Annotated in this window: 18 protein-coding genes; 12 read left to right on the forward strand and 6 right to left on the reverse strand. The window is 72.7% G+C overall.

Annotated elements, in window-relative coordinates:
• Positions 1–7: 7 nt before the first annotated feature.
• The 4 genes from BLT97_RS25320 to BLT97_RS25335 all read left to right on the forward strand — a co-directional run bounded on the left by BLT97_RS25320 (position 8) and on the right by BLT97_RS25335 (position 3207).
• A complete protein-coding gene (locus BLT97_RS25320) occupies positions 8–670 on the forward strand; it encodes a DUF4328 domain-containing protein (protein ID WP_245769535.1) in 663 nt (220 codons plus the stop codon).
• A gap of 110 nt (positions 671–780) precedes the next feature.
• Positions 781–1275 (forward strand): hypothetical protein, encoded by a 495-nt coding sequence (locus BLT97_RS25325; RefSeq protein WP_093614026.1) that lies wholly within the window; start codon positions 781–783, stop codon positions 1273–1275.
• A 66-nt stretch (positions 1276–1341) separates the two neighbouring features.
• Complete coding sequence (locus BLT97_RS25330; RefSeq protein ID WP_245769536.1) at positions 1342–2631, forward strand: SMI1/KNR4 family protein; 1290 nt, start codon at positions 1342–1344, stop codon at positions 2629–2631.
• Positions 2632–2712: 81 nt separating this feature from the next.
• Positions 2713–3207 carry a hypothetical protein gene (locus BLT97_RS25335; protein ID WP_093614028.1) on the forward strand — a complete coding sequence of 165 codons (495 nt, stop codon included), beginning with the start codon at positions 2713–2715 and terminating at the stop codon, positions 3205–3207.
• Between the two features lie 147 nt (positions 3208–3354).
• On the opposite strand, the gene BLT97_RS25340 is transcribed toward BLT97_RS25335, so the two are convergent.
• On the reverse strand, positions 3355–6039 hold the full coding sequence (locus BLT97_RS25340; protein ID WP_093614030.1) for an FG-GAP-like repeat-containing protein: 2685 nt from the start codon (positions 6037–6039) through the stop codon (positions 3355–3357).
• A gap of 532 nt (positions 6040–6571) precedes the next feature.
• Here BLT97_RS25340 and BLT97_RS38930 point away from each other — a divergent pair.
• From BLT97_RS38930 to BLT97_RS25355, 3 genes are all read left to right on the forward strand, one after another.
• On the forward strand, positions 6572–7378 hold the full coding sequence (locus tag BLT97_RS38930) for a hypothetical protein (protein WP_143041384.1): 807 nt from the start codon (positions 6572–6574) through the stop codon (positions 7376–7378).
• Positions 7379–7681: 303 nt separating this feature from the next.
• On the forward strand, positions 7682–8401 hold the full coding sequence (locus BLT97_RS25350; RefSeq protein WP_093614034.1) for an RNA polymerase sigma factor: 720 nt from the start codon (positions 7682–7684) through the stop codon (positions 8399–8401).
• Complete coding sequence (locus BLT97_RS25355) at positions 8401–9525, forward strand: hypothetical protein (RefSeq protein ID WP_093614036.1); 1125 nt, start codon at positions 8401–8403, stop codon at positions 9523–9525. Before BLT97_RS25350 ends, BLT97_RS25355 begins: the two co-directional genes overlap by 1 nt.
• A 676-nt stretch (positions 9526–10201) precedes the next feature.
• Here BLT97_RS25355 and BLT97_RS25360 read toward each other — a convergent pair.
• Positions 10202–11020 (reverse strand): L,D-transpeptidase family protein, encoded by an 819-nt coding sequence (locus tag BLT97_RS25360; protein WP_093614120.1) that lies wholly within the window; start codon positions 11018–11020, stop codon positions 10202–10204.
• 143 nt (positions 11021–11163) lie between these two features.
• Here BLT97_RS25360 and BLT97_RS25365 point away from each other — a divergent pair, with 143 nt between their 5' ends.
• Both BLT97_RS25365 and leuE read left to right on the forward strand, forming a co-directional pair.
• Entirely contained in the window at positions 11164–12765 is a 1602-nt protein-coding gene (locus BLT97_RS25365) for an acyl-CoA mutase large subunit family protein (RefSeq protein ID WP_093614038.1), read from the forward strand.
• Between the two features lie 134 nt (positions 12766–12899).
• Positions 12900–13556, forward strand: a complete 657-nt coding sequence (gene leuE, locus BLT97_RS25370) for a leucine efflux protein LeuE (RefSeq protein WP_093614040.1) — start codon at positions 12900–12902, stop codon at positions 13554–13556.
• 38 nt (positions 13557–13594) lie between these two features.
• Here leuE and BLT97_RS25375 read toward each other — a convergent pair whose 3' ends face one another.
• Positions 13595–15028 carry an FAD-dependent monooxygenase gene (locus tag BLT97_RS25375; protein WP_093614042.1) on the reverse strand — a complete coding sequence of 478 codons (1434 nt, stop codon included), beginning with the start codon at positions 15026–15028 and terminating at the stop codon, positions 13595–13597.
• A gap of 145 nt (positions 15029–15173) precedes the next feature.
• Between BLT97_RS25375 and BLT97_RS25380 the strand changes: the two genes are divergently transcribed.
• Positions 15174–15821, forward strand: a complete 648-nt coding sequence (locus tag BLT97_RS25380; RefSeq protein ID WP_245769537.1) for a TetR/AcrR family transcriptional regulator C-terminal domain-containing protein — start codon at positions 15174–15176, stop codon at positions 15819–15821.
• Here the strand turns inward: BLT97_RS25380 and BLT97_RS25385 are convergent.
• The 3 genes from BLT97_RS25385 to BLT97_RS25395 form a co-directional block, all read right to left on the reverse strand.
• Positions 15799–16956 carry an acyltransferase family protein gene (locus tag BLT97_RS25385; protein WP_093614046.1) on the reverse strand — a complete coding sequence of 386 codons (1158 nt, stop codon included), beginning with the start codon at positions 16954–16956 and terminating at the stop codon, positions 15799–15801. The genes BLT97_RS25380 and BLT97_RS25385 overlap by 23 nt on opposite strands.
• 291 nt (positions 16957–17247) lie before the next feature.
• Positions 17248–18684 carry an alpha-2,8-polysialyltransferase family protein gene (locus BLT97_RS25390; protein ID WP_093614048.1) on the reverse strand — a complete coding sequence of 479 codons (1437 nt, stop codon included), beginning with the start codon at positions 18682–18684 and terminating at the stop codon, positions 17248–17250.
• Entirely contained in the window at positions 18684–19664 is a 981-nt protein-coding gene (locus BLT97_RS25395) for a glycosyltransferase family 2 protein (RefSeq protein WP_093614050.1), read from the reverse strand. The genes BLT97_RS25390 and BLT97_RS25395 overlap by 1 nt, the downstream gene beginning before the upstream one ends.
• Positions 19665–19851: 187 nt before the next feature.
• Between BLT97_RS25395 and BLT97_RS25400 the strand changes: the two genes are divergently transcribed.
• Positions 19852–21210 (forward strand): DUF6716 putative glycosyltransferase, encoded by a 1359-nt coding sequence (locus tag BLT97_RS25400; RefSeq protein WP_093614052.1) that lies wholly within the window; start codon positions 19852–19854, stop codon positions 21208–21210.
• Between the two features lie 77 nt (positions 21211–21287).
• The gene (locus tag BLT97_RS25405) at positions 21288–22499 is read left to right on the forward strand and encodes an acylneuraminate cytidylyltransferase (protein WP_093614054.1); all 1212 of its coding nucleotides are present in this window, start codon (positions 21288–21290) and stop codon (positions 22497–22499) included.
• The last annotated feature ends 9 nt before the right edge of the window (positions 22500–22508 follow it).

Genomic DNA, 22508 nt, shown 5'->3' on the forward strand with positions numbered 1-22508 from the left:
TGTCCCGGTGCCCGTGCACCCGGGGGCGTATCTGAAGTCGCCGGTCGGCCTCGCCAAGGCCCTGACCGTCCTGTTCGGCGTGGTGATCGCCGCCGACCTCCTCTCGCTGTGGGCGGGGACCGGGGTGTACTCCGCAGCCGGGGATCTGGCCGCCGCCGAGTCCGTCGACGAACTGCTCGGCGCGGCCGACAGCGCGGACCTCCTGTACGGCCTCACCGGACTCGCCCAGTTCGGCGCGCGGATCGCCGTGACCGTGGTCTTCCTGGTCTGGTTCTATCGCGTACGGGTCAATGCCGAGGTGTTCGAGCCCGGCACGCAGTCCAAGGGCCGTACGTGGGCGATGTGGTCGTGGTTCGTGCCGTTCGCGAACCTCGTCGTGCCGCGCCGGGCCGCCTCGGACATCTGGGGCGCGAGCGAGCCCACGGACCGGCGGAGTTCACAGGGGCTGCTCAACTCCTGGTGGGTCTTCTTCGTGCTCACGATGTTCTTCGAGCGGTACGCGTCCCGTGCGTACTCCAAGGCCGAGACGCTGGACGAGATCAGGAGCTCGGTGAAGCTCCTGATGGCCTCCGACGTGCTCGACATCGCCGCCGCCGTCCTCGCCGTCCTCTTCGTACGGCGGCTCACCGCCCTGCAGACCGAGAAGGCATTGCGCGGACCCGCAGCGTAAACGTTTGCTCCGGACGTGCCCTCATCTCCGCTTTCCGGTGGCGAACTCCCGTGCAGATGTGTTGGATTCACGTCAAAGCTGTCGTCAGCGTCGTGGGCGGGGAGTAAGGCATGGGGTTCTGGGGGTACTACGTCGTCGGCCGCGCGCAGCGGCCTCTTTCCGAATGCGCCGCGTTCGAGGACGTGGCGGACGGGCTCGCGCTGCACGAGCAGCGGCCCGACGGCTGGCAGGTGTGGGAGGCGTCCGTCCCCGAGCTCGGCTCGATGGCGGAGCTCGCGCGTGAGACCGGGGCGCCGGCGCTGTTCGGCTTCGTGATGGACAGTTCCTGCGTCGCGGTCGAGGCGGCCGGTCCCGAGAGCGGGGCCTGGAACGCCTGCCTGGCGCGCGAGGCCATGGCCGGATTCCTCGCGGCGGACGGCAAGGAGCCCGACGACCTGTTCCTGCCCGCGCAGGACGCGGCGGAGCGGGCGGCGGCCTGGGCCGCGGAGGCGGGGTATACGGTGCGGGCGGCCGATGTCGCGGCCGTCCTGAACGCCCCTGCCGACCCGTCCGCCGAGCTGCTGTTCTTCCGGTTCCTGGAGCGGCTCGGCATTCCCGAGAGCTGAGGTACCCCGGTGTCCGAGCCGTCGCCGCTTGCACGGATACGTCGATTCGCCACGTGGGAGCCGCTGTTGCGGCTCCTGTGGGAGGCCAACGAGGAGCAGCTCGCGCGGCCCGGCGGACAGGTGACGGGACAGGTCGGCACCTGGGGGTACAGCGTCCCCCTGGGGGGAGCCGGGTCGGACCTCATGCGGGACCTGGGCCGGATGCTGGCGCAGGCCGGTCTCGAGGAGATCGCCTTCGTGGCGGAGACCTCGGCCGAGGGCCGTGCGGTCCTGCGGCTCATGGACCCCAACTCCGCGGTGTCGCCCGGGATCGGCAGCGTCCACCCCGGCTCGCTGATCCTGGTCGAGGGCGCGCTGCCCGAGCCGTGGCGCCGCCGGCCCGACCCCTCGCCCGGCGCGGCGCCGGACGCCTCCGCCGATCCCGTACGCCTGGAGCGGGTGCTGCGGGAGCGGCTGCCGGGTGCCGAGGGGGCGGGCGAGGAGGAGCTCGCCGCCGCCGAGGAGCGGCTCGGGCTCGAACTGCCCGCCGAGCTCAAGGCGTTGTACCGGGTCGTGTCCGGGCGGTGGACGGGGCCCGAGGGCGACCACGAGGAGATGTACCGGCAGGAGATGGCCGTGGGGTGCGAGCTGTTCCCGCCGGACCGGATCCACCGGGCCGATCCGTCCACCCGCCCGGCACCGTGGGAGCACGGCGCCATGGTCGCGGTCGGGACCGCCGCGGACGACGCCGTGCAGGATCTCGTCGGTTCGCCGGGCTGGCTCGTCTTCGGCGACACCGGGGGCGGCGACCGTATCGCCGTCGACCTCACCCCCGGGCCGCGCGGCCACCTGGGGCAGATCATCGTGATCGGCCACGAGTTCCACCACGGCGCCGGTCTTGTCGCCCCGTCGCTCACCGCCATGGTGTGCGAGGAGCCGTCGCGCGGCGGCGGCGCGGGCACCCCGGGCCCGTCCGCGGTGGCGTACGTCAACCACCGGGGCGTGCAGAGCATCGAGGAGGCGGCCCATCCGGGCCTGGAGGTCCTGAGCATCGGCGTCTGGGGCGGCGAGCCCTTCCGCCTCGGCCCCGTCCTCGGCCTGCCCCGGCTGCGGACCCTGAGCGCGTTCCCCGGCACCCTCGCCGACCCTTTGGAGATCGGGCAGTTGGCGCACCTGGAGTTCCTGGAGCTGTCCCCGGAGGACTGGCGGATCCTGCTCGACGCCAAGGCCGTGCCGCCGAGCCTCAAGGCCTGCTCCGTGGCGACCCGGATGCACCACCGCCCGCTGGAGATCGCGGAGCTGTCCAGCGAGATCCTCGCGCTGTGGGGGCGGGACCCGATCACGTGGACCGTCCTGGAGGGCGATCTGGTGCGGTGAGGTCCGGGAGCGGTCGCGGTGACGTTTCCGGGCCGGGCGGCGCTGTAAGGGGAAGTGCCGCGTCCGGAACGGAGAGCCGTCATGAGCTTGGTGGAGCTGATCGCGCAGAGCGATGAGCGGGGGCTTGCCGTCAGCGGCCTCGCCTGTCTCGACCGGTGTCTGCCCGTCCTTGGTGCCCCGGATGACGTGCTGCGCCCGCTGTGGGCGAGCCTCGCGGAGGACACACCCTGGGGCCCGCTGATCGGACCCGTACGGGAATCGGTGCCGCGCGGGGACGACGGCGCGGCGGCCCGTCTCGCCCTGCGGATGCTGGACGCCGTGCCGGCCGAGCGCTCCGGCCCCGGCCTGCGCGCCTGGGCCGACGCCTGCTCGGTGGCCGCCCTGCAGATCCACCGTACCCTCGACCCGGCGGCCGACGGCCCGCTCGCGTCCGGCGAACTGCGCCGCCAGACCGCCGTGTTGGAGCTCCTGGCCCGGGGCGAGGCCGGCGGGGTGCGCCGCGCGCTCGACCTGTCGACGGAGGGGCGGCGGGTGCTGCGGGCGGTGGTGTCGCGGCGGGAGCGCGGGAGGGTGTGAACGCTGCGTGGGGCGCTCCGACGCTGAGCGGGAGGGTCTGACGACGCGCGAAGGGCCGTACGGCCCGCGGAAGGGCCTGGCAACGCGACGCCCGCCGCGCCCCCTCACCAGGGAGCACGGCGGGCGTCGTCCGTCGTACCGACCGTCCTACGGCGCCATGTTGTCGCCGATGTGGGCCGTGGCCGACGCGCCCAGCTGCGAGCTGCCGGTGTAGAGCCCGCCCGTGACCGACGTGAGCGTGGACCGGCCGGGGGCGAAGGTGAACTGGCCCGCGCCCGCGTCCTCGCCGTCGCCGCCGACCACGACGTCCGCCTTGCCGTCACCGGTGAAGTCGGCGGCCGAGACGGCGGATCCGAAGCGGTCGTTGGTCTCCGTGGCGCCCGGCATCCCGGAGGTGTCCTGGCTGAGGGAGACCGTGCCCGCGCCGTTGATGCCCGTCGACGTGCCCTTGAAGAACAGCGTCGTGCCCGCGTCCGCCCGGTTGCCGTCCCGCGTCATGTCCTCGCGCGGCGCACCGGCCAGGAGGTCGATCCAGCCGTCGCCGTTGTAGTCGCCGGCCGAGACCGACCAGCCGAGCGCGTCGCCCGACTCGGCGGAGCCCGGGACGCCGGAGGTGTTCTGGTGCAGGGTGCGGATGCCGGAGAACCCGGTGGACGTGCCGTACACCATCGTCACCTGGCCGCCCGCGTAGGCGCCCGACTCGGCGGTGTAGGGCTGGCCGATGACGATGTCGTCGTAGCCGTTGTTGTTGAAGTCGGCGGCGACGACGGAGCGTCCGCCCGCGATGTTCAGCTTGCCGACGGCCGTGAGACCCGAGGCGCCGCCCTTGAACCAGCGGACCTCGGCCTTGCCCGTGTCGGTGCGCACGTAGGTGGCCGCGACGTCCGCGTAGCCGTCGCCGTTGAAGTCGCCGGACGTGGCGTCGGTGTACTTGACCGGCACGGTGGCGACGGTGCCGGAGACCTGGCCCTTGCCGGTGTGCGAGGCCCACCACATGCCGTCCGTACTGGACTTGCCCTCGCCGAGCGCGAACAGGTCGGCCCTGCCGTCGGCGTCGAAGTCGCCGGCGGCGACGGCGGAGCCGAGGCGGGCGCCGGTCACGGTGCGGCCGGAGATCGTGCCGTGCCACGCGCCGGAGGTCAGGCCAGGACCGTACAGGACCGTGAGCGCGCCGCTGTCGGCGTAGCCGGCGCTGCCGTCCTCGCCCGGGGCGCCGACGACCAGGTCGCCCCAGCCGTCGCCGTTCACATCGCCCACGGCCGTGGACTGACCCCACTGGTCACCGGATTCGGTGGCGCCGGGGACGCCGCTGCTGTTCTGCGTCAGCGTCAGCCGCCCCGAGGCCGTGACACCCGTCGTACGGCCGGGGGCCACGATCACCGAACCGCCGCTGGACGCGCGCGGGGCGCCGACCACGAGCTCGGCGAGACCGTCGCGGAGGGTGCCGGCGGCCGGGCGGATGTCGGTGGTGGGCAGGGCGTGCGAGATGCCGGGGCGGGCGGCGAAGGCGCGGATCTGGCCCAGCTTCGCGTACAGGCCCTTGCCCGGGCAGAGCGTGGAGTTGGTGTCACGGTGTCCGAAGACCCGCGGCAGGGTGATCGACGTGCCCTTGGCGATCTTGTTGCCCTGGGTGAGGTCGCCTGCGGAGGTCAGGGTCACATTGCTGTTCGGGCTCACGTTGTACTGGCCCAGACGCCAGGCCGCGATCCGCGCGATGGAGTCGAGCGCGGCCCGGGTGGGCGGAGCGGTCTCCGTGTTGCCCAGGAAGGCGATGCCGAGCGTGTCGGTGTTGAACCCGTAGTCGTGGGCGCCCTTCACCGGCAGGTCCACACCGCCGCTGCGGCCCTCGAAGATCTGGCCGCACTTGTCGACGAGGAAGTTGTAGCCGATGTCGAAGTAGCCCTTGGCGATGTGGGCTTCCTGGTGCGCGCGGATCTGCGCCGCGGAGTCCTTGCAGGACGTGCTGTTGTCCACGTCCACACCGGTGTGGTGGACGACGACGGCCTTGATCTCCGCGTTGTACTCGGGCGTCCCGTTGTGCTCGACCTCCGGGTCGGCCCACTGGCTCTGCGGGATGATCGGCGGCCGCGCCACCTTGGACGGCAGCGGCGCCGGGACCGTCGGCGACGGGGACGCGGTGGGCGACTGCGACGGGCTGACGCTCGCCGACGCGGAGGGGGCCGGACTCTGGGTGGCCGGCGCCGACGGCTCCGTACTCGCGGACGGATCCGCGCTCGCCGACGGTTCTCCGCTCGCCGACGGGGTGCCCGCGGGCGGGGTTGTCTCCTCGGCGGGCAGCGCGAACGCGGCCGGTTCCAGCTGCGTCTTGGCGGCGGCCGCCTCCCTGGGCGTCACACCCGGGTCGATCAGCTTGAGGTCGATGCCCTTGGGCAGACCGGCCGTGGTCGAGCCGTCGGCTGCGGTGACCCGTACCTCGACGGCGTCCGAACCGCCCGTCCACAGCGGCTCGGTGCCGCCGCGCACACCCTTGGCCTCGCTGCCGTCCGCGGAGTTCTCCACCTCCAGGACCTGCCAGGCGGACCAGTCACCCGTCTCGACCGAACGGACCCGGACCTCCGCCTTGCCGTCCAGCTTCGCCTTGGCGCTGTCCCAGGTGAGCATCAGGCTGCTGAACTGACGCGTGTCCTGCCGGTCCACCCCCTTGCGCCCGGCACCCTGCGCCTCCAGCGCCATGGTGCGCACGGACGCGTCACGCGCCCGCAGCGCCTCGCCGCCCGGCTTGTCGTCCGTCTGGCCGGCCACCGCGTACGTGGCGATCCCCGCCCCGCTCGCCACCACCGCGGCCAGCGTCAGCCAGGCCCGCCGCTTCATGCTCAGCGGCTTGTACGCATGACTGGCCGGCTCGGGCCGCGCATGTCTCGAACGTTCCGTGTTCCGCGGGCTCAATGCCCCACCCCTCGCAGATTTCCTTCGGACTGCTCCCGGCACGCGGCGCTCGCGACGTTCGTCCGCTCGCGCCGTCCGGGAGGCTCTCGGCCTTCGACGGATCGGAGATGCGTCGGAGGGCTTCATGCTGTCCAGCGTGCGGAGGCGCGCATTCGTCACAGGTGTCACGGGAGGCACAGCTGTTTGGGCGGGAAACGGCTGTCGACGGGGGTCTGCGGGGCTTGTCCGGTAGGTCCGCGGGGCTCGTCCGGTGGCTCCGTGGGCCCGACTGCGACCGGGGGTACCGCCGTACCTCGTGAAGTGCCGTGTTCCGGACGGGTGTTGCCCCCTCCGGACGGCCCGTACGGGTGGGGATGCTGTGACGTTTCCTTGCGGGGCGGCGCTGTATGCCCAGGAGTGCGGGTGCGGTGCACAGGGGCGTCGCGGCGGAGCGGAACCGGGACGGGGGTACGGGACGATGGGACCGGTTGTGACGGTGCGGAAGGTGCTCGGGCTGTGCCTGGTGGCGGGGCTGCTCGTGTCGTGTGCGGGTGCGCCCGGGCGTGACCGTGCCGAGGAGGGCGGGCGGGACCGGGCCGGGGTGAAGGCCGGCAAGGTGGCCGGGCAGGGGCGAGGGGGCGCGCGTGGCGAAGAGTTGGCCGCCGAGGCGTTCCGGCTGTTCAGGGAGGCCGACTCCGTACGGATGACGCGTACGGACGCAGGCCGCAAGGCCTCCCTGCTCATGGACCGGGAGGGCAACTGCACCGGTACGTACGACGGTGGGCCCATGAGGCGGGCCGAGGTCGTCGTCGTTGCGGGGCGGCAGGGCGCCGGGGCCGTGTACATCCGGTATACGGAGCGGGCGTTGGCCGAGATCCTCGAAGAGGCCGAGCGGCGCGGGCCCGCCACCGAGGCGGAGGTGGGGCCCAAGGTCGAGCTGATCCGCGGCAAGTTCCTGAAGATGCCGGATCCGCAGGGGAAGTTCGGCACGCAGTGCAGTCTCGAGACGGGAGCGCGGACGCTGCCGCGCGAGACCGAGGGCGTGCAGGCCGGGGAGCCGACGGTTCGGGGCGGGGTGAAGGTCGTGCCGCTGACGGATGCGGCCGACGACGAGACCACCCTGTACGTCGCCGCCGAGGGGCCCGCGTACCTACGGTTCGTGGTGCTGGGGACCGGCGGCGAGATCCGCTTCTCCGATTACGGCGCACGCGTGTCCGCGAAGGCCCCGCCCGCCCACCTCGTCGTCGAGGCCGACGACATGGCCGGCGGGTTGCTCGACGCGTAGGCCGGTCCGCGGCGTGCAGTGTTGTCCGCCCGACCGGTCGGCTCGGCGCTCACCCCTGACGGAGAGCCGCAAGCGAACAGCCGGAGGCCGCCACCCCCCACAGGAGAGGCCTCCGGCTGCCGCCGTGTGCGGGCGGTCCTTGGGGGGAGACGCCCGCATTCTGTTCTGCGTCGGGGGTGCGGTTTGTGTCACACCCCGCTCGGTGACCCTGTAGTTGCACGTTGTACAAACATGGACGTGACACCCGTTCACGCCGTAGCGTGCTGGATCGCACGGGGCTGCTACATGGGCAGGATTGAGGCATTGCTGGGGGACGACGCGGAGCTGACCGCCGCGGTACTCGCGGCACAGGGTGGGGACGAGACCGCGTTCCGCACCGTGTACCGCGCGGTGCATCCGCGGCTGCTCGGCTATGTCCGCACCCTGGTCGGGGACCTCGACGCCGAGGACATCACCTCCGAGGCCTGGCTCCAGATCGCGCGCGACCTCGACCGCTTCGAGGGGGACGCCGACCGCTTCCGCGGCTGGACGGCGCGGATCGCCCGCAACCGTGCGCTCGATCACATACGGATGCGGGGGCGCCGCCCCGTGATCGGCGGCGACGAAACCGAACTCACCGGCAAACCGGGCGAGTCGGACACCGCCGGTGAGGCCATGGAGGCCCTCGCGACCGGCGACACCCTCGCGCTCATCGCGCAGCTCCCGCAGGACCAGGCCGAGGCCGTGGTGCTCCGCGTGGTCGTCGGCCTCGACGCCAAGAGCGCGGCCCGCACCCTCGGCAAACGCCCCGGCGCCGTCCGTACCGCCGCGCACCGCGGTCTGAAGCGCCTCGCCGAACTCCTCGGCGCCGACGGGCAGTCGGCGGACGGCGGCCTCGACGGCGTACCCGGACAGCGCGCCGGACACCACCACCCGGGCCCGCGCGGGCGGCACGGGGTCACGCACGAACGTCCCGACGATGCGGAGCACGGCCGGGCCGGCGGTGTGACGCATTCACGGATGCGGACGCAGAAGGACATGTGATGGCGGACGAGTACGACCGGTGGTTGACGAAGGACGCCGCGGAGCGATTGCTGCGCGGCGAGCCTCTCGGTGCCATCGGTGACGGCCGCCACGACGGCGACGGCCGCCACGACGGTGACGCGGCGGCGCGGGCCGAGCGGCTCGCGCGGGCCCTGGACGCGGCCCGCCCGGAGCCCGGCCCCGCGCCCGGGGAACTTCCCGGTGAATCGGCCGCGTTGGCGGCCTTCCGCACGGTCGGGCCCGGGCGGCAGGCCGCCGCTGCTTCCTCAGTCGCCGCCTCGGCCGTGTCCTCGTCCGTCACGTCCTCGTCCGCGGCGGTACGGATCGGCAGGGGGAGCCATGCCGCCCCAGGCCGCACCCTGTGGGGCAGGCCCCTGCGGTTCGGTCTGGCCGCCGCGCTCGCCGCCTGCACGATCGGCGGGGTGGCCGTGGCCGCCGGCACCGGAGTGCTGCCGACCCCTTTCGGGGGCGACGAGCCGGCCCCCGCCGCCTCCGTGTCCGTGGGCGTCAGCGAGTCGCCGGCCACGCCGCTGCCCGATGTCACCTCGCCCGACGCCACCGGGGATGAGCCCGCCACGGACGCGGAATCGGACCCCACCACGACCCAGCCCGACAGCGCGGGCCGCTCGTCCGAGGGTCCGGGCGGGAGCTCCGACGAGAGCAGCAGGGACCGCAGCGGCTCCGGCGAGCGTGGCGAGTGGTCCAAGGACGACTGGTACACCCGCGTCGTGCAGGCCTGCCGGGACTACACCTCGGGCAAGCCGCTCGACGGCGACCGCCGCAAGCGCCTCGAGGAGGCGGCGAAGGATCCCGGCGAGATCCGGCGCTACTGCGACAAGGTCCTCGACGGAGGCAACGACCGCGGCGGCGACGGCAACGGCCAGGGCGGCGGCGACGACGGCGGAGCGGAAGGCGGCGCGCCGGGCGGCGGCCCGGGCGACGGCGAGGGCGGCGAAGGCGGAGAGGGCGGCTCCGGTGAGGGCGGCGAGGGAGACATAGGCGGCCCGGGCGCATCGAGCGCACCCGCGGCCCCGGCCCCCCGGCCGAACCCCACGGACGCGGCCGCCGCCGGAGCGACCTCCGTCCCCGACCCGTCGCCGGAGCCCTCGACCCCGGCGTCCTGACCGCCCGACGACCTCCGGCTCGGGCGTCCCGGCCACCTCTGACGCTTTCGGCCCGGCCACCCTGGGCGCCTATCCGTCCGGCAGCCTGACCGTGTCGGCAGTCCGGTCGCCCGGTCGCCTCGCCCGACGTCTTGACCGCCCGGTCACCCTCAACCTGGCGGACTGATCGACCCCGGCACCCTGACCGTCCGGCGACTCCCAGCCCGGCACCCCGACCGTCCCGGCAGTCCCGTCGCCCTGGACACCTCGGCCCGACGGCCTGACCACCCGGTCACCCTCAACCCGGCGGACCGATCGACCCCGCCGGACCGATCGACCCCGCCGGACCGGCCGACCCCGGCCGACCGACCGTCCCCGGCGGACCAGCCGGCCGCAGCAGACAAGCCGTCCCCCTCGTCTGCTGACCGAGCGCTCCCCGCCCCGCCCACAACCCCTCCATCACCCCTCTGACCTGCACTGACGCAGCAGCCCCGAAAAGTTCTCCCCAGGGTGTGACACTTTTCGGAGGTCCGGCGCAGTTAGAAGTGAGCCGACTGGTCATCGGCGTGCACGAGCCGGGGTTCCCCCCGTACCCCAGGGCTCTGTGCAGTTGGCGTGGGCGGGACACGTTCCCCCGGTCCCGCCCGCGCCCTTCACTTCTCCCGAGCCGCCCCTCACCGGCGCGCCCAGCAGCACCTCACCAGTACACGACGACCTTGTCCCCGGCCTTCACCTGCTCGAAGAGCGAGGCGATCTTCGCCTCGTCCCGCACGTTCACGCAGCCGTGCGAAGCCCCCGTGTAGCCGCGGGCCTTGAAGTCCGAGGAGTAGTGGACCGCCTGGCCCTGGCTGAAGAACATCGCGTACGGCATCGGGGTGTCGTAGAGCGTCGAGTGGTGGTGGCGCGACTTGAAGTCCACCTTGAACTGGCCCTCGCGCGTGGGCGTCAGCTCCGAGCCGAAGCGGACGTCGACGGTGAGCTGCGCCTTGCCGTCGATCATCCACACCAGGGTGCGGCTGGTCTTGCTGATGCACAGCACCCGGCCCGTCATGCACCGCGGATCCGGCTTCGCGGCCGGCTGGTCCCCGCCCGCGTACAGCTCGAAGTAGCCCGGCTTCGCGGTCATCCCGAGCAGCTTCTCCCACGTCACCGGGTCGACCTCGCCGGTCTTCGGCAGCCCGCGCTTGCCCTGGAACCCCTTGACCGCCTTGACGGTCGAGTCCCCGTACGAGCCGTCGGGGTACTCGAAGAGCCAGGCCACCTGCCGCAGCCGCGCCTGGAGTTCGCGCACCTTCTTGCCCTTGTCGCCCGGGCTCAGGACGGCGCTCTGCGCCTCGGGCCCGTCGGGCTCACCGGTCCCGGACGGCTTCGCCGGCGGCTTGGCGTCCGCGGACTTCGAGGGCTTCGCGGCCGGCTCGGAAGGAGCGGAGCCCGCCGAGCCCGACACCGTGCACCCCGCGGCCGCGGCCACCACCACGGCTGCGGCGAGAACTCTCCGTATGACGGCGTTCCGCATCATTTCTGTCCCCCCAAGGTCAGACCACGCAAGACCACTCCAGGCCCCGTACCTGTCGCGTGCCCGTACAGATGATTCCCGCGCATGATTGGTTGCGAACGCCCTACGGGATCTCCGATGCGTTACCGAAGGGAGACACGGCCATGGCGAGCGAGTCGCACAAGGGCCCGCGCGAGTCGGAGTCCGGACTGTCCATCGAGCCGGTGTACGGGCCCGACGCACTGGCCGGCTGGGACCCGGCCGAGCGGCTCGGGGAGCCGGGCCGCTATCCGTACACCAGGGGCGTCTACCCCTCGATGTACACGGACCGGCCCTGGACGATGCGCCAGTACGCGGGCTTCGGTACGGCCGCCGAGTCCAACGCCCGCTACCGGCAGTTGATCGCGAGCGGGACGACGGGGCTGTCGGTGGCGTTCGATCTGCCCACGCAGATGGGCCACGACAGCGATGCCCCGCTCGCGCAGGGCGAGGTGGGCAAGGTCGGGGTCGCGATCGACTCGCTGGACGACATGCGGGTCCTGTTCGACGGGATCCCGCTCGGCGAGGTCTCCACCTCGATGACCATCAACGCGCCCGCCGCCGTGCTGCTGCTCCTGCACCAGCTGGTCGCCGAGGAACAGGGCGTCCCCGCCGCCGAGTTGACGGGCACGATCCAGAACGACGTGCTCAAGGAGTACATCGCCCGCGGCACCTACATCTTCCCGCCGGAGCCCTCGCTGCGCCTGGTCGCCGACACCTTCCGCTACTGCCGCGCCGAACTTCCGCGCTGGAACACCATCTCCATCTCCGGCTACCACATGGCCGAGGCCGGGGCCTCGCCCGCGCAGGAGATCGCCTTCACGCTCGCGAACGGCATCGCGTACGTACGGACCGCGCTCGCCGCAGGAATGGACGTGGACGAGTTCGCGCCGCGTCTGTCGTTCTTCTTCGTGGCGCGTACGACGCTCCTTGAGGAGGTGGCCAAGTTCCGTGCGGCGCGCAGGATCTGGGCGCGGGTGATGAAGGACGAGTTCGGCGCGGAGAATCCCAAGTCGCTGATGCTGCGGTTCCACACGCAGACCGCCGGGGTGCAGCTGACCGCCCAGCAGCCCGAGGTGAATCTCGTACGGGTGGCCGTGCAGGGACTCGCGGCGGTGCTCGGCGGCACGCAGTCGCTGCACACCAACTCCTTCGACGAGGCCATCGCGCTGCCCACGGAGAAGTCGGCCCGCCTCGCCCTGCGCACCCAGCAGGTGCTCGCGTACGAGACGGATGTCACGGCCACCGTGGATCCGTTCGCGGGCTCGTACGCCGTCGAGAGGATGACGGACGACATGGAGGCGGCCGTGCGCGAACTGATGTTGCGGATCGAGGACTTGGGCGGTGCGGTCGCGGCGATCGAGCAGGGCTTCCAGAAGGCGGAGATCGAGCGGCACGCGTACCGCATCGCGCAGGAGACGGAGTCGGGGGAGCGCGTGGTGGTGGGCGTGAACCGCTACCGGCTCGACGAGGAGGAGCCGTACCGGCCGCTGCGCGTGGACCCGGAGATCGAGGCGCGGCAGCGGGCGGCACTGGAGCGGCTGCGGGCCGCGCGCGACGGCGCGGCGGTGCGGCGGGCGCTCACGGCCCTGCGCGAGGCGGCCGGCTCGGACGCGAACGTCCTGTACCCGATGAAGGAGGCGCTGGCCGCCGGGGCCACGGTGGGGGAGGTGTGCGGGGCGCTGCGTGAGGTGTGGGGGACGCATGTGCCCACGGACGCGTCCTGAGTGCCGTCGGCCGCGGATGAAGGGCGAGCTCCCGTGCCCACGGACACACAATGCGCCCCGAGTGAGCGGAGGGGCGTATTCCGTCATCCGAAACGGCGGTGAACGCAATCCCCCTTTCGTGCGACACTCCGCCCATGCTGGGTGTCATAGATCTGCCGACCTACCTCGCGGGACTCATCGTCATCGTCCTGCTCCCGGGTCCGAACTCGCTCTACGTCCTGTCGGTCGCCGCCCGTCGCGGCGTACGCGCCGGGTACACCGCCGCCGCCGGGGTCTGGGCGGGCGACACGGTCCTCATGACGCTCTCCGCGGCGGGCGTGGCCACCCTGCTCCAGGCCAACGAGCTGCTGTTCTCCATCGTCAAGTTCGCCGGCGCCGGCTATCTGACCTGGCTCGCGATCGGCATGCTGCGCGCGGCCTGGTCCATGTGGCGCACGCGCCGCGAGCGCCTGGAGCGGGCCGCGGACGAGGCCCCGGCCGAGCAGAAGGGCGAGCGGCCCTTCCGCCGGGCCTTCGTGGTGAGCCTGCTCAACCCGAAGGCGATCCTGTTCTTCATCGCCTTCTTCGTGCAGTTCGTGGACCCCTCGTACGCCTACCCGGCCCTGTCCTTCGTGGTACTCGGCGCCTTCGCCCAGCTCGCGAGCGCGCTCTACCTGTCGCTGCTGATCTTCAGCGGTACGAGGCTGGCCGCCGCCTTCCACCGGCGCCGCGCCCTGTCGGCGGGCGCGACCTCGGCGGCGGGCGCGCTGTTCATCGGCTTCGCGGTGAAGCTGTCGCTCAGCAGCGTGTGAGCTGAGGCTTCCAGGTACGTGTGACCTGAGGCCTGCGGTCAGACGCGGGTGAGGTACTCCGCCAGGCCGGCAGCGGTCTGACCCGCCCACCCCACGTACCCGTCCGGCCGGACGAGGAACAGCCCGTCGCCGTACGCCTCGTACGAGCTGATCCGGGCCGTGCGCAGGAGCCCGTCCGCGCCCTCGACGGGCGGCAGGTCCGTGCCGACCGCGAGCAGCGTGGCGTGCGGGCCGCGGAACAGGTCGAACAGGCGCAGGCCGTCGACCAGGCCGTCCGGGGCGCGGTCGCCGGCCCGCAGCGCGCCCGCCGCGCCCACCGACAGCGAGGAGTCCCGGTAGCCGAGGCCCAGTTGCTGGGTGGCGCGGCCGCGGGACTGCTCGCCGCGGTGGATGCGCGTCGAGAGGCCGAGCATCGCGGCGGCCAGCGGGCGGCGCTCCTCCTCGTACGTGTCGAGCAGGGCCGCGGGCGCCCGGCCGCTCAGCACCCGGCCGAGCTTCCAGCCCAGGTTGTACGCGTCCTGGACGCTGGTGTTGAGGCCCTGGCCGCCGGCCGGCGAGTGGACGTGGGCGGCGTCCCCGGCGAGGAACACGCGCCCGGCGCGGAAGCGGTCGGCGAGGGCGGCGCGCGGGCGGAACTCCGAGCACCAGGTGACCTCGTTGACGTCCTCGGCCGCGAGGTGGGTGCGGGCCGCGATCAGCTTGCGCACGCCGTCCGCGGAGGTGTCGGGACTCTCGCCGGAGCCCAGGCTGCCCTCCTTGAACTGGGCCATCAGCTGGAAGTCCGCCGTGCCCGGCAGCGGGCACAGGGTCAGCATCCCGTCCGGGGACGCAGGGAAGAAGTGCCAGTTGTCCCGGTCCAGGGCGGCCGGCGCGATCCGTACGTCGGCGACGAGCGCGGGGGCGGGGTCGACCTCCTCGCCCGTCATGCCGGTGCCGAGCAGCCGGCGGACCGTGGAGCGCCCGCCGTCCGCGGCGACCACGTACCGCGCGCGGACCGCCGTCCCGTCACCGAACGCGGCGGCCACCCCGTCCGCGTCCTGCGCGAGACCGGTCACGGCCCGCCCGAACTCCACGTCCCCGCCCAGCGACCGCAGCCGCGCGAGGAGGATCTCCTGGGTGCGCCACTGCGGGATCATGCAGGGCCGCCCGGCGTACGGCTCCGCGGGCGTGGATGCGATGGTCTCGCCCGCGAACAGGTCGTGCTCGCCCTGCCGCACGCCCTCGGCCCACACCATGCCCACCGGCGCGGGCCCGCCCGCCGCGAGCACCTCGTCGAGCACGCCGAGGTCGTGGAAGACCTCCAGCGTGCGCGGCTGCATCCCCTTGCCGCGCGACCCGGGGAAGAGGCCGCGCTCCTTCTCCACGACACGGGCGCGGACCCCGCGCCGGGCCAGGTCGACGGCGAGCGTCAGCCCGGTGGGCCCGGCGCCCACGATCAGTACGTCCAGCAGTTCGTCCCGTACGGTCGCCATCCCCTGCTCCTTAACGCCGTTAAGTTCCCTCGGTCCGAGCATGCACTTAACGGCGTTAAGGAGTCAACCCTTAACGACGTTAGAGAGGAGAGGGCAGGAGAGGGGAGGGCAGGAGAGGGGGAGCGGGGCGGGGCACAATGAGCCCGTGCCTCCCGCGAAGATCGACCGTCAGCGCGTCGCCGACACCGCACTGCGCCTGCTCAACGACGTCGGACTCGACGGCCTGTCCCTGCGCGCCATCGCCAAGGAGCTGGACGTCAAGGCGCCCGCGCTCTACTGGCACTTCAAGGACAAGCAGGCGCTCCTCGACGAGATGGCCACCGAGATGTTGCGCCGGATGACGGCCGACATGACGGCCGCGGCGACCTCGGGTGACTGGCGCGAGACCCTCACGGGAGCGATGCGCGGACTCCGCGCCCACCTGCTGCGCTACCGCGACGGCGCCAAGGTCTACAGCGGGACCCGCTTCACCGACACCTCCTACGCCGAGCCGATGGAGCGCATGCTGGCCGCGCTCGTCGCCGGGGGCTTCACCCCGCGCACGGCCGCCCGCGCCTGGCTCACCGCGTACAGCTACACGATCGGTTACGTGATCGAGGAGCAGGCCATGGGCCCGGACCCGGCGGGCGGTGGCGAGGGCTACGACCTGGAGGCGCGCGCCGAGCGCCTGGCCGCCTTCCCGCATGCGTCGGCGGCCGGCGACGCGATGTTCCGCGAGCACGACACCGGGTTCGAGGAGGGCCTCGCCGCGGTGGTGGCCGGGATCGGGGTCACCCTCGAGCGGAAGGGCTGAACGGCCGCCCCAGCTTCTCCCGCAGCAGCGGCGTGGCCCACCGCTCCACGAACCGGTACAGGAGCCACGCGAGCACCAGCATCCCGCCCACCGTGAGGGCGAACGTGGCCCAGGACGGCACCCCGAAGCCCCGGTGCAGGAAGCGCACCGCCACCCAGCCCAGGTGCTCGTGCACCAGGTAGAAGGGGTACGTGAGCGCGCCCGCCGTGGTCAGCCAGCGCCAGTCCACCCGGCCCAGCCACCCCAGCGCGATGGCCGCGACCGCCGCGAAGCCCAGCGTGACGACGCCGATGATCGCGAGGGAGGGCCGGTACGCGAAGATCTCGTCCGAGGGCGCCTGGTACAACTCCCGTACCGCGTAGTGCTGTCCGGTCAGCCAGCTCACCGCGACGATGCCCCAGGCCGTCAGGTCCCTGCGGTCGCGGTACACCAGGTACAGGCCCATGCCGCCGATGAAGAAGGGCGCGTACTCGGGCATCAGGACCAGGTCGAGCAGCGCGGAGTCCGCCGCGTCCGCGATCGCCGCGGCCAAGGTCCACACGGCGCAGAACAGCACTACACGCTGCCGCGTCGCCCCCGGCAGCACGATGCAGAGCGCGAACAGCGCGTAGAAGCGGATCTCCGCCCACAGCGTCCAGCACACCCCGAGCACCCGGTCCGCGCCCAGCGGCATCTGAAGCATCGACAGATTCACCAGGAAGTCGCTGGGCGACACCGCCTTGTAGACCACGGGCGGCAGCGCGAAGACGGCCGTGACCAGGACGACCGCCGCCCAGTAGGAGGGCAGCAGACGCGAGGCGCGCGAGGCGAAGAAGGAGCGCAGCGTGCGGCCCCAGCCGCTCATGCAGATCACGAACCCGCTGATCACGAAGAAGATCTGCACACCGAGGCAGCCCAGCGCGAACCACTCGTGCGCGGTGGGGAATTGCACCTTCGCCGAACTGCCCCAGGCGTCCGTGATCTCCCCGCCGCGTCCGCCGTAGTGGTACGCGGCCACCATCAGGGCGGCGAGCAGCCGCAGGCCGTCGAGGGCACGCAGCCGCGCGCCGCGCCGTGCGGGACGCGCCGGCCGGGCGCCCTCGACGGCCTGCGGGTCGGTCTCGGGCGGCGCCGGTCGGACGGCGAGGCTGGTCACGTGATTCCCCTTGGCGGCAGTGCAGTTCGCTGCGCGGCGCACTCTCTCGTACGCGCGTTCCAGCACGGTAGAGGTGTTTCAGGAGGTGAGCGGGCCCACGGGGCAACGGTTCACGCATTGTCCGGCGCCGGTTCACCGGGGCGCCGCCTCCGCTCCCGGGACCCGCGCCCGGGTGCGGCCCGTCCCGCGGCCCGCGGAATTCCGGGCGCGGCCCGTCCCGGGGCCGGCGGGAACCCGGGTGCGGCCCGGCGGTCGCACCCGGCGCCTCCCGTCCACCGGCCCCGGGCCTGCCTACCCGGTGCGCTGCTTGAGCATCGCCCTGCGCAGCGCCCGCGCCTGGCGCACCACCCGCCGGGCGGCGGGATTGCGCACGAGCGGGCCCAGGCGCGCGGGCACCCCGCCCGGCAGCCCGAGCGCGGTCAGGCGCTTGCGCTTGAAGTAGGTGCGGATCGTTTCGTCGCCTCGGCCGGCCAGGAACACTTCGGCGGCCGGCCGCAGCTCCGGGTAGATCTGCGGCTGCATCGCGAACCCGATCGCCGTGAGCAGCCCGGTCAGGTCCGCGTCCGCCGCGACCGGCTTCGGCGCCCCAGTGCCCCGGGTGTCGTCCTGCCGCGCCTGCTCCTCCTGTGCCTCGACGCCCGCCGCGTCGGTCACGTCCGGGAGCAGGGCGTGCACGATCGACAGCGGGATGCGGTTGCTGTTCTGGTACGGCGCGAGCCGGTCGAGCAGCCGCTCCGTGCCGACCCGTGCGACCGGGATCCCGTACAGGGCCTGCGCCGTGAGCAGCGCGGTCGAGAAGCAGCCGACGACCAGGGCGGGCCGCATCCGCTGGTAGACGACCTCGGCGAGCACGGGGGTGTCCAGGACGGTCAGCTCGGCGCCGAGCCGTTCCGCCTCCGCCTCGATCAACTGCACCTGGCGCTCGGGCGCGGACGGGTGCGGCTTGAACACGATCTGCCGGTGGCCGCGCTCGTACGCCCCCTTGACCATCTGGACGTGCAGCTTCTCCTCCTCCTCCGGCGTGAGGATGTTCAGCGCCGAGAGGTACTGGCCGAGCAGCAGCGCCGGGTTGCCGCCGGGCAGCTCCAACTCGCCCTGCGCAGCGCTGAGTTCGGCGAGCACCTTCACGAAGGGCTCGGCGGGGATGATCTCCGGCTCGACCTCGAACTCGCTGAGCAGCAACGGCTTGAGCCCGGCCACCAGATCGAGGTGGAGCAGCCGCCGCACGCGGGTGCCGGTCAGCGGGTCCAGCTTGTTGCGCGTGGGCCCGTAACTCATCAGGCCGTCCGCGTACACATGGACCGGCGCGCCGTGGAAGATCTGGCAGAACGCTAGGGCCGGGTTGACCTGGATCGACTCGACCGCGAGCTCCACGCGGTCCTCACCCAGGTCCCACAGCATTCGGAAGTACCGCTCCCACAGCGGCACATCGTCCGCGCGCGGGGCCCAGTCGCCCGGGTGGAAGGGGCTGATCGCCTCGTTGTACGAGACCACCTCGTCGAAGCGCGGACGCAGCAGCTCGAAGCCCGGCATCGCGTCCAGCGGGGTCGAAGTCTCCGGCGTCATCGTGTTGTTGAAGACCACGAGCACCCGCCGGCCGGCCGGTGCGAAGCAGTCCGCGTCGAGCGCGGCGGCCAGCGTGGCGGCCCCGTACAGCGTGGAGGCGCAGAAGAGCTGGGTGGTTCCGGCCGTGCGCACGGCGGGCGCGGGCGGTGTGGTGACGGCCATCAGGCTGCTGCCTCCCCGGCGGGCACCGGCCGCCTGCGCAGCCGGCGGAGTTGGGTGGACCGTTCGTGGTCCATGGAGTCGAGTACGTCGGCGAGCAGGTCCTGCGGCATGCGCTTGAGCGCCGCGGCCGCGAGCGTACGGAGCCGCTTGGCCACCTGGGGCTCGAACTTGTCGATGGTGCCGAGGTGGTGGGCGATGATCGCGCAGTACGTGCGCACGGCCTTCGGCAGGAACCGGCCGGCCTCGGGGTCCTCGGCGGTGTCGGCGAGCACCCGGTCGAAGGCCCGGATGAAGTCGAGCTGGCGCACATCGCCGATCTGCGTCAGCGAGGTGGCCACCCCGCGCCGGTAGAACACCCCGAGTTCACCGGTGACCGCGAAGGACTCGGCCTCGCGGTGCAGCTTCCAGATCCACGGCCGGTCCTCGGCGGTGCGCAGCCCGTCCATGAAGTGCAGCACGCCCTTGTCGAGCAGCCGGCGGTGGTAGATCCCCGCCCACGCGAACGCGTAGTCCACGGAGGTGGAGCGGTGGGCCGGCAGGATCACCTCGCGCGGCGGCATCACCACGTCGCGCAGCCCGTGCGGGACCCGGTGGATGGTGCGGCCGCGGCCGGTGAACTGGACATGGTCGGTGCGCACGAAGTCGCAGCCGAGCTGCTCCATCGCCGCGACGAGCCGGCTGTAGTAGCCGGGGGCCACCCAGTCGTCGCCGTCGAGGAAGGTCAGGTACTCACCGCGCGCCGCGTCGAGTCCGGTGTTGCGGGCGGTGGCCAGGCCCCCGTTCTGCTCATGGCGGAGGTGCACGGCGCCCGGGAGCTGCTCGGCCGCGCGTTCCAGTAGTGCGGGTGTCCCATCCCTGGAGCAGTCGTCCACGAGAAGGAATTCAAAATCGGAACGCGCGTTCGCCATAAGGCTTCTGAGGGTCTCGGGCGCGTATTGCTGGACGTTGTAGAACGGCACGATGACGGAGAGCTTAACCACGCGGTGGACATTAGGTGTCCGGCCCTCATGAGGACTTGACCGCGCGGAAATGGGGGATGAACGAAGCGTGGCAATCATGTGAACCGGCCCGGGACCTGGGCCGATTCGCCATTCGTCGGCGCGCTGTTAACCCGCTGTTGTTTTTTGATTCGGCCCGAGTCCCGAATCGCTTTCTAGCGTCTGCGACGTGCCAAGCAAGAAGCAGACGCAGCGAGTTGCCGTACTCGCCGATTCCGACACCCGCTGGAAATGGGGTGCACTCACCGCTCAGCGCATCGTAGCGGCGGAGGGTGCCCGGGATTTCGCAGGCGCGGAGGAAACGGACATCCGGCTGGACGGCTTCCTCCTGCGCGGCCGTGCCACCCCCACCGCACGCCAGCTCCGCGAAGTGGGCGTGCGCGTGGACGACCTCCGCGAGGTCACCGGCGTGGAGTTCCTGCGCGCCATGGAACTCGGCCCGTCGGACGAGGAGTTCGAGGGGTACGACGTGGTCGTCCTCGCGCTCGTCGGCGGTGCGGTGCAGGCGATGCTGCACGGGCTCGCCCGCGTGTGGCAGGGCCGCGCCCGGCGCCCCGTGGTCGTCACCGGCTATGTCGGAGTCGTCTACGAGAAGCTCGCCGACGGACTGCTCCTGCGGCACGGCGCCGACGTGGTGCTCGCCAACTCCCGCCAGGACGCGGAGCGTTTCCGTGCCGTGTACGAGGGGGTGGGCGCGGACGCCGGCGCGGTCACGGAGTGCGCGCTGCCGTTCCTCGGGGGAGCGCCGTACGCGGCCGGCAGCGCGCCGTACACCGTCTGCTTCGCCGCCCAGCCCTCCGTACCGGAGAGCCGCGCCGACCGCACGTACCTCCTGAAGCGGATGATCCGGCACGCCGAGCTGCACCCGGAGCGCGAGGTGCTGATCAAGCTGCGCTCCAAGCCGGGCGAGCACACCACGCACATCGAGGAGCACCCGTACCAGAAGCTCGCGCAGCGCCACGAGCTGCCGCCCAACTGCCGTCTGGTGTACGGGCACATGGGCGAGGTGCTCGACCGGACCGACCTGCTCGTCACCGTCAGCTCCACGGCCGCGCTCGAAGCCCTGCACCGCCGCATCCCCACCGCGGTCCTCACCGACCTCGGGGTGCGCGAGGCGCTCGGCAACCACCACTTCACCGGCTCCGGCTGCCTCGCCTCCTGGACCCAGCTCGACGAGGGCTTCGTGCCCGAGCCGGACGAGGAGTGGCTGGCGCGGCAGGGCGTCGCGGCCGACGGCTCGTACGCGACGGCCTTCGACCGGGCCCGTACGCGCATCGCGGACCTGCTCGCGAAGCCTCAACTGCCGCCGCTCGCCCCGTACTACACGCTCACCACCGCACCCGGCTATCTGCCCGGCATCCTCGCCCGCCACCACCTCGCCCCCGACGGCAGCCCGCTGCCCGGTGCGCCCGCCGCCGCGAAGGAGCCGGGCCCGGTGCGCCAGATCGTGCGGCAGGCCGCACGCGGCGCCTACCGGCACGGCGTCCAGCGCGTGGCGCCCGTGATCCGGCGGATGGGGGAGCTGTGAGCGGAGCCGAGCGTGCAGCCGTGAGCGGGCCCCCGAGCGACCCGACCTCTCACCTCCAGTCCACAGGAGACCTCTCCATGACGAACTCTTCGGCGCTGCGCAGGGTGCTCGCCGTGATCCCCGCACGCGGCGGATCCAAGGGCGTGCCCGCCAAGAACCTCGCGACCGTCGGCGGTGTGCCGCTCGTGGCCCGCGCCGTGCGCGAATGCCTGGCCTCGCGCCACGTGACGGACGTGGTCGTGTCCACCGACGACGACGCCATCGCGACCGTGGCCCGCAGCGCGGGCGCGGAGGTGGTGCGCCGCCCCGCCGAGATCTCCGGCGACCTGGCGAGCTCCGAGGCCGCCGTGCTGCACGCGCTCGACGCCCACGAGGCGCTGCACGGCTCACCCATGGACGTGGTCCTGCTCGTGCAGTGCACCAGCCCCTTCCTCACCCGCGAGGACGTGGACCAGGTGGCCGCCGCTGTGGTCGACGGCGGCGCGGACACCGCGCACACGGTCGCCCCGTTCCACGGCTTCGTATGGCGGGACGGGACGGACGGCGCGGAGGGCGCGGACGGCGGCAGCCACGGCGTCAACCACGACAAGTCCTTCCGGCCGCGCCGCCAGGACCGCCCCCAGGACCTCCTGGAGACCGGCGCGGTCTACGCGATGACCGTGCCCGGATTCCGTGAGCACCAGCACCGCTTCTTCGGCCGTACGGACCTCGTCCGCACCGACCCCGCCCGGGTCCTGGAGATCGACGACCCGCACGACCTCGCCCGCGCCCGCGCGCTCGCCCCGCTGCTGGACGCCGGCCGCACCGGCGCCCTGCCCGGACGCGAGGACGTGGACGCGGTCGTCCTCGACTTCGACGGCACCCAGACCGACGACCGGGTGCTGATCGACTCCGAAGGAAAGGAGTTCGTCACCGTGCACCGAGGCGACGGACTCGGCATCGCGGCCCTGCGCAAGACGGGTCTGAAGATGCTGATCCTCTCCACGGAGCAGAACCCTGTGGTCGCCGCGCGCGCCCGGAAGCTCAAGCTCCCGGTCCTGCACGGCATCGACCGCAAGGACCTCGCACTCAAGCAGTGGTGCGAGGAACAGGGCATCGCGCCCGAGCGCGTGCTCTACGTCGGCAACGACGTCAACGACCTGCCCTGCTTCAGCCTCGTCGGCTGGCCCGTGGCGGTCGCGAGCGCCCACGACGTCGTACGCGGCGCCGCACGCGCCATCACCACCCAGGACGGTGGCGACGGCGCGATCCGGGAGATCGCCGGCTGGATCCTCGGCCCCTCCCTCTGAACTCCCATT

Source organism: Streptomyces indicus, assembly GCF_900100315.1.
In the GTDB taxonomy this organism is placed as follows: domain Bacteria; phylum Actinomycetota; class Actinomycetes; order Streptomycetales; family Streptomycetaceae; genus Streptomyces; species Streptomyces indicus.

Coding starts and splice junctions, on each gene's coding strand:
- BLT97_RS38930 (WP_143041384.1), top strand. CDS start 6,572: ATGGGACCGGTTGTGACGGTGCGGAAGGTGCTCGGGCTGTGCCTGGTG.
- BLT97_RS25340 (WP_093614030.1), bottom strand. CDS start 6,039: ATGAAGCGGCGGGCCTGGCTGACGCTGGCCGCGGTGGTGGCGAGCGGG.
- BLT97_RS25375 (WP_093614042.1), bottom strand. CDS start 15,028: ATGGCGACCGTACGGGACGAACTGCTGGACGTACTGATCGTGGGCGCC.
- BLT97_RS25365 (WP_093614038.1), top strand. CDS start 11,164: ATGGCGAGCGAGTCGCACAAGGGCCCGCGCGAGTCGGAGTCCGGACTG.
- BLT97_RS25355 (WP_093614036.1), top strand. CDS start 8,401: ATGGCGGACGAGTACGACCGGTGGTTGACGAAGGACGCCGCGGAGCGA.
- BLT97_RS25325 (WP_093614026.1), top strand. CDS start 781: ATGGGGTTCTGGGGGTACTACGTCGTCGGCCGCGCGCAGCGGCCTCTT.
- BLT97_RS25335 (WP_093614028.1), top strand. CDS start 2,713: ATGAGCTTGGTGGAGCTGATCGCGCAGAGCGATGAGCGGGGGCTTGCC.
- BLT97_RS25390 (WP_093614048.1), bottom strand. CDS start 18,684: ATGGCCGTCACCACACCGCCCGCGCCCGCCGTGCGCACGGCCGGAACC.
- BLT97_RS25405 (WP_093614054.1), top strand. CDS start 21,288: ATGACGAACTCTTCGGCGCTGCGCAGGGTGCTCGCCGTGATCCCCGCA.
- BLT97_RS25360 (WP_093614120.1), bottom strand. CDS start 11,020: ATGCGGAACGCCGTCATACGGAGAGTTCTCGCCGCAGCCGTGGTGGTG.
- leuE (WP_093614040.1), top strand. CDS start 12,900: ATGCTGGGTGTCATAGATCTGCCGACCTACCTCGCGGGACTCATCGTC.